This window comes from Clostridium sp. 16K-1-R1 (assembly GCF_023921145.1).
In the GTDB taxonomy this organism is placed as follows: domain Bacteria; phylum Bacillota; class Clostridia; order Clostridiales; family Clostridiaceae; genus Sarcina; species Sarcina perfringens.
Genome location: NZ_CP046515.1, coordinates 2,883,885 through 2,898,334, shown reverse-complemented (window position 1 = coordinate 2,898,334; position 14,450 = coordinate 2,883,885). Strand labels below are relative to the sequence as shown.

The window sequence follows — 14,450 nt, the reverse complement described above, 5'->3', positions numbered from 1 at the left end:
AAATAACTTTATAAAAACATAATAAAACTTACAAACATATTGAGAAAATTGCTAGATATTTTCTTTATATTCTTTGTAAGTTTTATGAAAAGTTGTTTTTATATATAACTAGGAAATATAAGTAATCAGAGGAATAGTTTTGCTAAAACTTGAAAACTTAGTATAAATCCAAATTATATTTGGATGTTAGGAATTTATGTTTTTATTAAAGTGTAAATTTAAAGTTTGTTTTTGAGTTTTGTGCAAGGCCTTTTCTAAATTTATATAAAGAATTAAAATTTGTGAAATTTATAGTTAAATAGTTAAATAGTTAAAAGGGTACTTTAGATATTGAATTAAGGGGTGTCAATTTATGAAGTTTGGAAAAAAAGATTGGATTAGTTATGACAGAGGGATAGAAAAAGAGTGGATGCTTACTAATGGCATAAGTGGATTTTGTGGAGGAACTGCTATAGGAGCAAACTGCAGAAAATATCAGGGGTTATTATTAGCATGTACTAATTCTCCAGAAGAGAGATACATGATTCTTTCAAATTTAAATGAGGAAATAAATATTAATGGAAAGCTTCACCAGTTGAGTTCTTGTAAATATACAGATAAAATAGTGGATGGCTTTAAAAATCTTCAAGGATTTTATTATGATGGACTACCTTATTTTAGATTTTTTGTAGATGGAGTAGTTATAAATAAAAAGATTGCTATGGAATATGGAAAGAATACTGTAGTAATAGAATATGACATATTAAACGGAAGTAAAGAATCAAAAATAAATATTGAACCATTATTTACTTTTAGAAATCCAGGAGTATGTAGTGGAGAAGAAAATTTAAAGTTTTCAAAATCTGTGGATAAAAATAAAATTCAACTTACTCCACAGCTAAATGAGGACATAAATATAAGATTTTTTACTTATGGTGGAAAAATAGTAGATAAAACTGATAAAATTGTGGATAAAATTTATTATGATGTGGATAAAAGTACAGGTGATAAGTTTGTGGATAAATGTTACATTCCAGGAACTGTTGAAATAAATTTAAATCCTAAGGAAAGAAAAAAGATTTATTTACTTTGTACTATAGAAAATGAAGAGAATTTTGACTGTGAAAAAATAATAGAAAATGAAGAGAAAAGAATAAATAATCTTAAAAATACCTTTAATGATTCAAGAATTTTAGCTAAATATCTTCCTATTGCAGGGGATCAATTTATAGTAAATAGAGAATCTATAAAGGGAAAAACAATTTTAGCTGGCTACCCTTGGTTTTTAGATTGGGGAAGAGATGCTATGATTGCTATTAATGGATTAACTTTGTCAACTGGAAGATTAGAAGATGCTAAAGATATTATAAGAAGTTTTAGCCTTTATGAGAAAGATGGATTAATCCCAAATATGTTCCCAGGAAAAGGACAAGAGCCACTTTATAATACAGTAGATGCTTCCTTATGGTTTATAAATGCAGTTTATAATTATTTGCTTTATGCTAATAGTTACGAAGCTTTAGAGTTTGTTGAGAAAGAAGTTTATAAAACTATAAAAAATATAATAAAGGCTTATAAAGAAGGTACTAAGTTCTCAATAAAAATGGATGAAGAGGATTCTTTAATAAATGCTGGATCAGGATTAGATCAGGTAACTTGGATGGATGTTAGAGTAAATGGTATAGTGGTTACTCCTAGACATGGTAAACCAGTTGAAATAAATGCTTTATGGTATAATGCCTTAAAAATAGCAGGCTTATTAAAAGATAAGTTTGAAAAAGATGAAAAGAATGAGTACGAAGAGCTAGCGCAAAAGGTTAAAGATTCATTTAATAAGGCTTTTTGGAATGAGGATGGAAAGTATCTTTACGATGTTGTAAATCATAATGAGAAGGATCATAGCTTAAGACCTAATCAGATTTGGGCAGTATCATTACCTTTTACAATGTTAGATAGAGAAAAAGAAAAGTATATTGTTCAAAAGGTTTTTGAAGAATTATATACTCCCTATGGATTAAGAAGTCTAAGTAGAGACCATAAGGATTATCATGGAATTTATATAGGAAAGCTTTTTGATAGAGATATGGCCTATCATCAAGGAACAACATGGGCATTTCCTCTTGGAGGATTTTTCACAGCTTATTGTAAGGTAAATGATTATTCTAAAGAAGCTGTAGAGTTAGTTGATTCTTTAATGAGAGATATGGAAGATCATATTAAAGATCAATGCTTAGGAAGTATTGCTGAAATTTTTGATGGTGATAATCCTTATAAAGCTAGGGGATGCTATGCTCAAGCTTGGAGTGTTGGAGAAATGCTTAGAGTTTATTATGAGGATATTCTAGGAAACCATAAAAAATTAAAAAAAGTCCACAAAGATATATTTATATAAATGTTTTGCTAGAGATTAATTTAATGATCTCTAGCTTTTTTTAATTTTTGTAATTATTAAGTTTGTAATTTTAGGATATAATTAAAGGAAGAACTTAGCGTAAAGGGGCGATTTACATGAGAACATCATTGAATATAGAAAATAAAATTAATATGATAACTGAAATGAGAGGAGATTCTGTATTTCAGGTTTTAGAGTATGATAGTTTAAAGGGAGGAAATTCCTTAGAGCTTGCAGTTAAACTAAATCAAATGAAGGAAGCTAATATAAAGCTTAGACAGGTAAGAATTATTTTAGAAGATAGCTCTGTAAATATAGAAAAGGGAGCCTTAAGCTATATGAGAGGTCCAATATCTATGAAAAATAAGATTGGTGGGCCAATAGGATTAGGTAAAAAACTTTTTTCTAGTAAAGTTACAGGAGAGAGTACATTTAAACCTAAATATGAAGGAACAGGGGATATATTTTTAGAACCTTCCTTTGGTCATTATGCCTTAATTGAATTAGAAGATGATGAAATAATAGTTGATGATGGATTATTTTACGCTTGTGAAAGTAGTGTAGAAATAACTGCCCACATGAATAAATCTTTATCCTCTATGGTTTTAGGAAATGAGGGAGTATTTCAAACTAAGCTTTCAGGAAATGGAATAGTGGTTTTAGAAATACCAGTACCTGAGGAAGAGGTATTTAAATGTAAAATAAATAATGATGTGTTAAAGGTTGATGGAAATTTTGCCATATTGAGAACTGGAGATATTGAGTTTACAGTTGAAAAGTCATCAAAATCACTAGTATCTACAGCTACTGGAGGAGAAGGGCTTTTAAATGTATTTAGGGGGACTGGAGAAGTATGGCTAATACCAACTAAATCTGTTTATGAAAAGCTTGAGAAGGGATGGAATTCCTTAAGACCATTAACAGATCCAAAGGGTAGCTCTAATACTAAGGTATAATTTATCAAGATTAAATTAGTTCTAATACAAGTATTATTTTATTTATTATGATAAAGAGATATAATTAACTTAATAAAGAAAAAATATTTAACTATTATAGAGTTATATTAATATACCAGTAGTTGAAGGAGAAGATTATATGAATGGAGTACAATCTAAACTAAAAGGTAAGGATTTAGATTTTTTATTTGAGGCTATATTAAAGTTAGAAGATATAAATGAATGTTATAATTTTTTTGAAGATATATGCACTATTTCAGAGCTAAAAGCATTAGCGCAAAGATTACATGTTGCAAAAATGCTTAGGGAGAAAAAAACATATACTGAAATTGCAGAAGAGACTAAGGCTTCAACAGCTACTATAAGTAGAGTAAATAGATGTTTAAACTATGGAGCAGATGGTTACAATAATATCTTAAATAGATTAGATGAGAAATAATTAGAAGAATAATTATTTTAAAAAGAGGCATACTACTATCATTAATACTTAAGGAGGGATATAGTATGCCAAATTTAAGCTGTGGTGTAGATAACTGTGCATATAATCAAAATGATATGTGTTCATTAAATTCAATAAAAGTAAATGGTTCATTTGCTAATCATTCAGAAGCTACTTGTTGTGGAAGCTTTGTTGAGAAAGGTGGATTTACTAACGCTGCTGTTGATATGGGCCCTGCAGAGCCAGCAACTAGCGTTGCATGTGAAGCTGAGAAATGCTGCTACAATAAAAACTGTAAATGTCATGCTGAAAGCATAGATATTTCAGGTGATTATGCACAACACCAAGACAATACAGAATGTTCAACTTTTAGACAAGAATAATAAAATATTGATTTTACTAATTTAGAAGGAAGACTATATATTTAGTCTTCTTTTTAAATAAATTTATTTATTTTATTGGACAAGCTTATAATTCTACATATTATTTATATAGTTTTTAGTTTAAATATAACTAATGAAAATTCTAATTATTTATAAGAGGTGGAAAGTTTGAATATATTATTAGTTGATGATGAAGAAAAAATCATTGAGGTATTAGAAGCTTATTTGAAAAAAGAAGGTTTCAGTGTTTTTTCTTGTAGTAATGGAGAAGAGGCTTTAAAAATATTTGATAACAATAAAATAGATTTGATTCTTTTAGATCTTATGCTTCCAGATTTAAGTGGAGAAGAGGTTTGTAAGGTTATTAGGGCAAAGAGTTGTGTTCCAATAATAATGATAACAGCTAAGACTGAGGAAGAGGATTTATTAGAAGGCTTTGATATTGGAGCTGATGATTATGTTACAAAACCTTTTAGTGTGAAACAACTGATTGCTAGAATAAAAGCTATTATTAGAAGAAGCACACCATGTCCTAATGAGGGAAGTGATATTTTAGTCTTTAATAATGGAGAGTTAAAAATTAATGTAGATACAAGAGAAGTATGGGTTAGAGATGAATTAATAACTCTAACATCAACAGAGTTTAATATACTTCTTTGCCTAAGTAGCTATCCAAAGAAAATATTTACTAGAGACGAAATAATAGAGTTAGTATTAGGGGATAAAAGTGATAGCTTTGATAGGGTTATAGATTCTCACATAAAAAATTTAAGAGGTAAAATAGAAGAAAACACTAGAAAACCTAAATTCATAGTAACTGTATATGGGGTGGGATATAAATTTGAAGGTAAGAAAATATAAAAGTTTAAATTTTAAGGTTATAGTTCCATCTATAGTTATCATAATAATTGTAACTTTACTTACTGTGGTCATATCTAAATTTTATTTTGATAAAAAGTTTGGTGACTATATTATGATTAAAAATCAGAATACAGTACAAAACATTTTGATGGAGCTAAGTGAACAATATTCCGATAATGAGTGGAATTATAAGAATATAGAGAAGATAACTTATAATTCCTTAGATAAAGGGATTATAGTTGCTTTATATGATAAAGAAGATAAGGAAATAATGAACATAGAAAAAAACTCTAAGGATAAATGCAATAGAATTATGAATTTTATAAAAAGTTCTATGGAAGGGAAATATGGCTCTACAACAAGTCAATTTGAACCTGTGTATTATCCTTTAATAAAGAGTGGAGAAAAAATTGGAGAGGTTAGGGTAAAATTTTATGGTCCTATATTTTATATGCAGAATGAATTAGTTTTTCTGGATATAGTAAATAAGATAATATTAGGTATTGGAGTTTTACTTATTTTAGCATCTACAATAATGGGATTTATAATTTCAAGATCCATAACAAGACCAATAAATAAGCTCATGACAAAGGCGAAGTATATCTCTAAAGGAGAGTATGACAAGAAAATTGAGATAAATACAGATATTTTAGAGATAAATGATTTGATAAATTCCATAAATAATCTTTCACAGAGTATAAAAGAGCAAGAGAATATAAGAAAAAGACTTACTGGGGATATTTCTCATGAGTTAAAAACTCCTTTAACAAATATACAGTCTCACTTAGAGGCAATGATAGATGGCATATGGGAACCTACAGAGGAAAGGTTACTAAGTGTTAAGGAAGAGGCAGAAAGATTATCGTCCTTAGTAAGTGATATGCAAAAGTTAAATAAGTATGATGAGTCTTCTATTAAGCTTAAAAAGGATAATGTGAATATAAGTGATATAATTTGCTTTGTAATATTTCAATTTTCTAATTTAGCAAAAAGCAAAAATATAAAGATAGAATATGAAAAAAAGAATATTAATTTATATTGTGATAAGGATAAAATAACACAGGCTTTAGTAAATATTCTTTCAAATGCTATTAGGTATTCAAATGAGGGAAGTACTATTTTTATAGAAGAAAAATTAAAAGATAATAAGGTTATAATATCAATAGAAGATCAAGGTATAGGTATTTCAGAAGAGGATTTAAAATATGTCTTTGAAAGATTCTATAGGGCAGATAAATCTAGAACTAGAGCTACTGGAGGAACAGGAATAGGACTAACCATAGTTAAATCCATAGTATCTTCTCATGGAGGAGAAGTTAAGTTAGAGAGTAAACTAGGTGAAGGAAGTAAGTTTACTATAATATTACCTAAAGAAGATATATGATTATTTTATGGAAAAGTAATTTTATTTATAATGCTATATAAATAAGTAAGATACTTAGAAACTATATAATTTAATACGAAAGTTTGAATTATATGATTATAAAAGTTTAAATTATATAGTTTAGTAAAAAATATACCCCTTAAGTAGATTTTAAAAGGTGGTTTTCTTAAATCTACTTAAGGGGTATTTTAAATATTTATAAGTTAATAAAATATAGAATAATATAAAAAATATATTTTTCTATATAATAACCTATATTTTTATTTTAAATTGTTTAGTTCATTTCTTATTTCATGCATTTCATTTTGAACTTCTTTAACTTTAGCTTTATTGCTTTCAATTCTACCTTTGATATCTTCAACTATTTCTTGGTATTTTTCAATAGTTTCTAAAGAATTGTTTCCAGGTCTAACATTAAATAATCTGTTAGTAAAGTCAGAAAGTCTTTCTTCATCTTGGCTAATATATTTTTTTAGCTTTTTAACAAACTCATCTTTATTTTTAAGTAAAGAGTTTAAGAAATCTTTTTGTTTATTAGCTCTAGCAGCATTTATCTTATCAAAATATTCTTGTCTAGCAGCGTAGAAACCATCTCTTATTTCTTTAAACTCGTTTATAAGTTTTTCATTTTCTTCTTTTCCGCAGAATCCTATTTTAAAGAATTCATCACTTATTTCTTTAACCTTAGCAGAAGCTTCTTTCCAACTATCATTTTCATATAGTTTCTTTAATTCTTCTATAAGAGCTTTTCTTTTTTCTATATTAACTTTGTTCTCAGCTTTTAGGGCATCAAAAAATTCTTGTCTCTTAGCAAAGAAAGCATCCTTAGCTTCTTTATATCCTAGAGAAATTTCTTCATTTCCTTCTTTTCCAGAGAAACCTATACCTTTGAATTCATCGCAAAGAGCATTGAACTTTTCAGTAGCTTCTTTCCAGTTTTCATTATTAACTAAAGCTTTAAGTTCTGAGATAATTTCTCTTTTTCTATCAGCTTTATTTCCGAATTCTTCTCTTAAGCCTTCCATAGCAGCTTTTCTAGTTTCTTGAGCTGCATTTCTAGCCTTTTTAAATCTATCATATAATTCAGTGTTTAATTCTTTACCTGCAAAGCCTATAGCATAGAATTCTTCAGATAAAGATTTAGCTAACATATCGCAAGCTTTTATATCACTTGTATATACTAAAGCTTCAAGTCTTTTTATAACATCTTCTTTCTTTTCAGCATTTTCTTTGAAACCTTCATTTGCTTTTTCAAAGAATTCTTTTCTAGCAGTATAGAATTCATTTTTAGCTTCTCTTAATTCACTTTTTAGGGTATTCTCAGTTTCTTGGTCATAGTAATAAATATTGTTAAACTCTTCAAGAAGAGCGTTGAATTCTTTATTAGCTTCTTTCCAATTTTGAGCACTTTTTGCTAAGCTTCTTATTTTCTCAATTACTTCTTTTTTTCTCTTACAAGAATTTTCTTCTTCAGCAGCTAAAGCTTTAGCAAAATCTTCAGTTTCTATAGGATTTTTATTTTCATCTATGTAATTAGATTCATTAGTTGTCATGTAAATTATCCCCTTTCTTTTATATCACTCAATTAATATTTTAAGGCGTAATGAGACTTATGTCCATAATTAAAATGTTTTCACCAATATTTATGTAGGATATATAGAAATATAAAATTTATAGCTCTTTAAATAGACATAAATTTATTACCTTTATAGTTTCAAGTATATGCTAATATTGATGATATATTATATTAATATAAATAAATCTATGTAATAATTAGTGAAAATAATGTTAACTAAAACAAGCTAAAAATAATATTTTAGTAATAAATATATTTTATTCATGTGGTAACATAAAAAATGACTATAAAATATAAAGAAAATTTAAATTTTTAATAACTAATATTTGACAAATAGCATTACATACAGTATTCTTTGAAAGTGTAAAAAGTATTAATTAAGTAGCAAAATTATAGGTATTTTAATTAAATATAAGTATAATATAAATTTATTAGAGGGGTGACATAAATTGTCAAGATTATTTGGAACAGATGGAGTTAGAGGAATAGCAAATACTGAATTAACAGCAGAATTAGCATATAACTTAGGTAGAGCTGGAGCTTATGTTTTAACAGAGGGAACTCATAAACCTAAGATATTAGTAGCAAAAGATACTAGAATATCAGGAGATATGCTAGAGGCTGCTTTAGTTGCAGGTATATTATCAGTTGGAGCAGAGGCAGTATGCTTAGGAGTAGTTCCAACACCAGCGGTAGCTCACTTAACAAGAGTATATGGAGCAGATGCTGGAGTTATGATATCAGCTTCACACAATCCAGTTGAATATAATGGAATAAAATTCTTTGATGATAAGGGATATAAATTATCAGATGATTTAGAAGATGAAATACAAAGAGTTATAGAAAGTGGTTTTGAAAATGTACCTTCACCAACAGGAGCTAATTTAGGAAGAGAAATAATAGAAAAAGCTGCTTTAGAAGATTATATAAGCTTTGCTAAAGATACAATAGGAATATCTTTAGAAGGATTAAGAGTAGCTTTAGATTGTGCAAATGGTGCATCTCACGAAGCTGCTGTTAGAGCTTTCAGAGAATTAGGAGCAGAAATATTTGTAATAAATGATAATCCAGATGGAACTAATATAAATGAAAATTGTGGATCAACTCATCCAGAAGAATTAATGGAATATGTTGTTAAGAAAAAATGTCATATGGGATTTGCTTTTGATGGAGATGCAGATAGATGCTTAGCTGTTGATGAGCAAGGAAACTTAGTTGATGGAGATTTCATCTTAACAATATGTGCTAAATACTTAAAAGAATTAGGTAGATTAAAAGATGATACTCTAGTTGTAACTGTAATGAGTAACTTAGGACTAATGATAGCTTGTAAGAATGAAAAAATAAATACTGCAGTTACAAAAGTTGGGGATAGATATGTATTAGAAGAAATGTTAGCTAAAGGATATTCTTTAGGTGGAGAACAATCCGGTCATATCATATTCTTAGATCATAACTCAACTGGAGATGGACTTGTTACTGCACTTCAAGTAGCTAGCATAGTTAAGAGAACTGGAAAATCTTTATTTGAATTAAAAAATGTAATGAAGGTATTACCACAAGTTTTAGTTAACGCAAAAGTACCTAATAACATGAAAAATATTCATGAAGAAGATGAAGAAATAATAGCTGAAATTAAGAAAATGGAAGCTGCTTTAGATGGTTGCGGAAGAGTATTAATAAGACCATCAGGTACAGAACCATTAGTAAGAGTTATGCTTGAAGGTGAAAATCAAGCTGAAATAGATGAAATGGCTCATAACTTAGCAAAAATGATAGAAGCAAAATGTAATTAATATATTATATTAAACTATAAAAGTCTTATATAAAACCATAGAATTATAAAAGCTATAAATACATGATAATTTTATTTAAAACTATTCATGTTATTTATAGCTTTTTATGATTTAAAATATTTTTATTTATTTGATTATTAAAAGTTATATTAATTATCTTCAATTGGTCCATACTTATCTGAATCAAGTCTCATTAAAGCAAGGGTAAGTTCCTCCACATGCTCTTTTTCCTCCTTAGTTATATCTCTTATCATTTTAACAAGGCATTTATCTTCTATTTTATTTATTAAATCATCATAGAGTAATATGGCCTCGTATTCTCCTTTAATATCATCTCGAATTTTATTTAAAATACTATAAGCAGTTAATTTTTTATTTTCGTGATATGTTTTCTTTAAAGGTTTGTCTTTTATTTCTACATGATCAACTGATTCTACATAGACTTCAAATTCCTCTTTATCATATCTTCTGAGAGCTTCTAAAAATTGACCATAGTGTCTTTTTTCATCTTCCATTATGTGATGTAATAATTCTTTTATATCCACTAAAGCAATTTCATCTATATGTTTACTATAACCATTGATGGCAACTATTTCTGAGATTAAAGCTTCCCTTAAAAATCCTTTTATATCCAAGGCTTTTCCTTGAGGTTGCTTTTCTGTAGTATAGCTCATAAAAAATCTCCTAAATTATTTTTATAGTATTTATAATATGATTTTTCCTAGGAAAAGGAACAGTTAAAGATAGATATTTACTTATTCCAAGATTTTTTTATAAGAAATTAAAGTATAAAAATTAATTACTATAAATAAGTTAGCTTTTTTACTGAGAAATTTTAAACAATGGAAAGCGTCTATACACTAATTATACTTTGAAGTTAAAAATGAAAGAAATAAATATAAAAATTTCTTTTATAATATGGAATTTAAAAAGTTAATTTTAAAATCAAATACTATAGATGTCTATACAACTATACATTAATATATTAAACAAAAGAAATATAGAGGTATAGACAGATAATTAAAAATATTTCTTAAAAATAAATGAAAATAACTAAAAATGAACTGAAATAAGCTTTAAAAGCTTGAATTTTTTTAAAAAAGTGTTAGAATAAGTTTGTGGCTTTTTAGAAAGATGATGCATAGAATATATTAACTTTCAAAATAATAGATTAAAGCGCCAGAACTTAAAGTTTTATTGATAGACTAATAAGTAATTTAACTTTAGTAGATTAAAATGCTTATTAAGATTCTTAATAAATTTAAGTTGACGAGGTTGGGGAGTATCGAATTTTCGGCGGATGCCCCACGGTAAAGCACTACCGTAAAAGATTGGTTAAAGCTTAAAAGTGATTTTAAGGACAAAGCCAATTGGGTGTTTCAAACCTTCTATGCAGTAAGAAGTTATATAAAGCTTATTTTGAAAGTTAGAATATAATTTTACAAAAGGGAAGGAAGAAAATAATATGTGCGGAATAGTTGGATACGTAGGACAGAAAAAGGCAACAGATATATTAGTTGAAGGATTATCAAAATTAGAGTATAGAGGATATGATTCAGCAGGAGTTGCAGTTTTAGAAGATAATAAGATAAAGGCTGAAAAGCATAAAGGAAGATTAGCAAACCTAGAAGGAATGTTAAATGAAAATCCAATAGAGGGTGGAATCGGAATAGGACATACTAGATGGGCTACACATGGAGAACCATCAGATGTTAACTCACATCCTCATTTAAATAATAAAGAAACAATAGCTGTAGTTCACAATGGAATCATTGAAAACTACAATGAATTAAGAAACTGGTTAATGGAAAAAGGATATGAATTCAAATCAGAAACTGATACAGAAGTTATTCCAAACTTAGTAGATTTCTACTATAAAGGTGATTTATTAGATGCAGTTATGGAAGCTACTAAACACATGGAAGGTTCATATGCTATTGGAGTTATATGTAATGATGAGCCAGAAAAATTAGTAGCTGTAAGAAAAGATAGTCCATTAATAGTTGGATTAGGAGAAAAAGAATATTTCATAGCTTCTGATATCCCAGCAGTTTTAAATCATACAAGAGAAGTTTATCTTTTAGAAGATAAAGAGTTTGTAGTATTAACAAATGATGGAGTTACTCTTTTTGATGAAGAAAAAAATCCAGTGGAAAAAGAAGTTTATCATATAACATGGAATGTTGATGCTGCTGAAAAAGGTGGATATGAAGATTTCATGTTAAAAGAAATTAACGAGCAACCAAAAGCTATAAAAGATACAATGACTTCAAGAATAATGGAAGGAAAAGAAGTAACTTTAGATGATATATCAATAACTAAAGAATATTTAGATAATGTTGATAGAGTATATATAGTTGCTTGTGGAACAGCTTACCATGCTGGAGTTATTGGAAAATACGCTATAGAAAAATTAGTTAGAATACCAGTAGAAGTGGATATAGCTTCAGAATTTAGATATAGAGATGCTGTTATTACAGATAAAACTTTAATAATAGTATTAAGCCAATCAGGAGAAACTGCAGATACTTTAGCAGTTTTAAGAGATGGACAAGCAAAAGGTGCAAGAGTGTTAGCTGTAACTAACGTAGTAGGAAGCTCAGTTTCAAGAGAAGCTAACGATGTATTATATACATGGGCTGGTCCAGAGATAGCTGTTGCATCAACAAAAGCATATGTAACTCAATTAATTGCTATGTACACATTAGCATTACACTTTGCTGAATTAAAAGGAAGCAAATCAGTAGAAGAAATTGAGGAAATCAAAAAAGCAATGCTTGAATTACCAGAAAAAGTTGAAGAAATCCTTAAAAATACAGATTTAATAAAAGAGTTTGCAGTTAAAGCATCTACAGAAAAAGATTTATACTTCTTAGGAAGAGGTATGGATTATGGAGTTGCAATGGAAGGATCATTAAAACTTAAAGAGATCTCTTACATTCACTCAGAGGCTTATGCAGGTGGAGAACTTAAACATGGACCAATAGCTCTTATAGAAAAAGATATTCCAGTAGTATCATTATTAACTCAAAGAGAGCTTATGGATAAAATGATAAGTAATGTTCAAGAAGTTGTTACAAGAGGAGCTAACGTTTTAGGTGTTTGCTTTAAAGGTGACATGGAAGAAAGTAAGAGAAAAATGTTTGAAGGATTAATAGAAATACCAGAAACATTAAGCTTATTATCACCAGTTTTAAGTGTTGTACCATTACAATTATTCTCATACTATGTAGCTAAAGCTAAAGGATTTGATGTTGATAAACCACGTAACTTAGCTAAATCAGTAACTGTTGAATAAAAAAAGGGGGATTTTGAATATGAATAATGAGAGTTTATTAAAATTATTAGCAGAGTATAAGGAAACTAAAAAGTGCCTTGAAACAGGGTTAAACTGGTTAGAAGAGAAAGACTATGCTAAGGGTAAGTTAGATATAGTAAATGTAATAATAAGAGATTTAGAAGCAGCAATTGGTGCTGAAAGAATTTAATATAAAATTAGCTTAAAATTTTAACCTTATTTATATGTGTTAGGGGTGTTTAAATCATTAAAATAGTATTTAAAATGCTATAAAGTGATTTTAAACACTCCTTATTTTTAGTGAAAAATATATTGAAAAATGATTTTTATTGAAGTATAATACTTTCGCTAAAACCTCATAATTCTGAGGAATAAGCTAATATTAATTAATGAGGTATTTACAGTGGAAAAATTTCAAGAAAATAATATTTTAGAAGATAAAAAAGTATGTATAAATGAAAATGAAGAGGCTTGGAATAAAGAGACATACAATGCTTGGGTAAAGAGATTTGGAACTGCTAAGGAAGCAGCAGAGAAAATTAAATCTATGCCTGAGAAAAAATTAAATGTTTTGTTAGATAAATTTGGAGATGTTAAAGGAAAGAAGATATTTAATCTTATGGGCTCTAATGGAAATAAGGCTGTTGCATTAGCTTTATTAGGGGCAGATGTTACTGTAGTGGATTTCTCAGAAGGAAATAGAAGATATGCTTTAGATTTAGCTGAGGCTTGCGGAGTAAAGATTAACTTCATTCTAAGTGATGTTTTAAAAATGCCTAAAGAAGTTATGAGTGGAGATTATGATATAGTATTTGCAGAGATGGGAATACTTCATTATTTCTCAGATTTATCTCCTTTTATGAATGTTATACATAGTTTATTAAAGGATGGAGGGAAAGCTGTATTAAGAGATTTTCATCCAGTATCAACTAAACTAATAACTTCAAGGGGTTCTACAGCAAAGGTAAGAAAACATAAGGTTACAGGAGATTACTTTGATACTTCATTAGAGGAAAAAGAAGTTGCTTACTCAAAATACTTAGAAGAAGGAGAAGTAGAAAAAGTATTTTTACGTAAGTGGAATTTAGGAGAAATAGTAACTGCCGTTGCTAATACTGGACTTAAGATAGAAAGTTTAACAGAGGAGCCTAATTTATCAAGTGATGTTTTTGATAAAGGGATTCCAAAGACTTTTACAATAGTAGCTAGAAAATAATTTAATAGACTTGGTCGTGTATCAAAATAGATTTTTATAAAACTTACAAACAGTATGAAGAAGTAATTCTCGGAATATGTTTGTAAGTTTTATTATTATATTTTGATACAGCACATTATTTTTTATTATGATGCATTTATACGAAAAGAATATTAAGTGTATTTATATAG

At 28.0% G+C, this 14,450-nt stretch carries 12 protein-coding genes; 10 read left to right on the top strand and 2 right to left on the bottom strand.

The window, feature by feature from the left end:
* Positions 1-352 precede the first annotated feature (352 nt).
* From GOM42_RS12970 to GOM42_RS12945, 6 genes are all read left to right on the top strand, one after another.
* Entirely contained in the window at positions 353-2,371 is a 2,019-nt protein-coding gene (locus tag GOM42_RS12970) for an amylo-alpha-1,6-glucosidase (RefSeq protein ID WP_003467507.1), read from the top strand.
* A 116-nt stretch (positions 2,372-2,487) separates the two neighbouring features.
* Positions 2,488-3,327 (top strand): AIM24 family protein, encoded by an 840-nt coding sequence (locus GOM42_RS12965; protein WP_003454256.1) that lies wholly within the window; start codon positions 2,488-2,490, stop codon positions 3,325-3,327.
* A gap of 139 nt (positions 3,328-3,466) precedes the next feature.
* Positions 3,467-3,766 carry a YerC/YecD family TrpR-related protein gene (locus GOM42_RS12960; RefSeq protein ID WP_003454163.1) on the top strand — a complete coding sequence of 100 codons (300 nt, stop codon included), beginning with the start codon at positions 3,467-3,469 and terminating at the stop codon, positions 3,764-3,766.
* Between the two features lie 65 nt (positions 3,767-3,831).
* Positions 3,832-4,149, top strand: a complete 318-nt coding sequence (locus tag GOM42_RS12955) for a DUF1540 domain-containing protein (protein ID WP_003454391.1) — start codon at positions 3,832-3,834, stop codon at positions 4,147-4,149.
* A 168-nt stretch (positions 4,150-4,317) separates the two neighbouring features.
* Complete coding sequence (locus GOM42_RS12950) at positions 4,318-5,010, top strand: response regulator transcription factor (RefSeq protein WP_003457897.1); 693 nt, start codon at positions 4,318-4,320, stop codon at positions 5,008-5,010.
* A complete protein-coding gene (locus tag GOM42_RS12945; RefSeq protein WP_003457838.1) occupies positions 4,991-6,394 on the top strand; it encodes a HAMP domain-containing sensor histidine kinase in 1,404 nt (467 codons plus the stop codon). The genes GOM42_RS12950 and GOM42_RS12945 overlap by 20 nt, the downstream gene beginning before the upstream one ends.
* 260 nt (positions 6,395-6,654) lie before the next feature.
* On the opposite strand, the gene GOM42_RS12940 is transcribed toward GOM42_RS12945, so the two are convergent.
* Positions 6,655-7,947, bottom strand: coding sequence for a DUF349 domain-containing protein (locus tag GOM42_RS12940; protein WP_003457833.1), 1,293 nt, complete (start codon positions 7,945-7,947; stop codon positions 6,655-6,657).
* A 472-nt stretch (positions 7,948-8,419) separates the two neighbouring features.
* Here GOM42_RS12940 and glmM point away from each other — a divergent pair, with 472 nt between their 5' ends.
* Positions 8,420-9,766, top strand: a complete 1,347-nt coding sequence (gene glmM, locus GOM42_RS12935; RefSeq protein ID WP_003457908.1) for a phosphoglucosamine mutase — start codon at positions 8,420-8,422, stop codon at positions 9,764-9,766.
* Positions 9,767-9,915: 149 nt separating this feature from the next.
* Here glmM and GOM42_RS12930 read toward each other — a convergent pair whose 3' ends face one another.
* A complete protein-coding gene (locus GOM42_RS12930) occupies positions 9,916-10,440 on the bottom strand; it encodes a ferritin-like domain-containing protein (RefSeq protein WP_003457864.1) in 525 nt (174 codons plus the stop codon).
* A 791-nt stretch (positions 10,441-11,231) separates the two neighbouring features.
* On the opposite strand from GOM42_RS12930, the gene glmS reads away from it, so the two are divergent.
* The 3 genes from glmS (at position 11,232) to GOM42_RS12915 (ending at position 14,280) form a co-directional block, all read left to right on the top strand.
* The gene (glmS, locus tag GOM42_RS12925) at positions 11,232-13,064 is read left to right on the top strand and encodes a glutamine--fructose-6-phosphate transaminase (isomerizing) (RefSeq protein WP_003457837.1); all 1,833 of its coding nucleotides are present in this window, start codon (positions 11,232-11,234) and stop codon (positions 13,062-13,064) included.
* A gap of 19 nt (positions 13,065-13,083) precedes the next feature.
* Entirely contained in the window at positions 13,084-13,254 is a 171-nt protein-coding gene (locus tag GOM42_RS12920; protein ID WP_003454473.1) for a hypothetical protein, read from the top strand.
* 213 nt (positions 13,255-13,467) lie between these two features.
* A complete protein-coding gene (locus GOM42_RS12915; protein ID WP_003462312.1) occupies positions 13,468-14,280 on the top strand; it encodes a class I SAM-dependent methyltransferase in 813 nt (270 codons plus the stop codon).
* Positions 14,281-14,450: the final 170 nt, after the last annotated feature.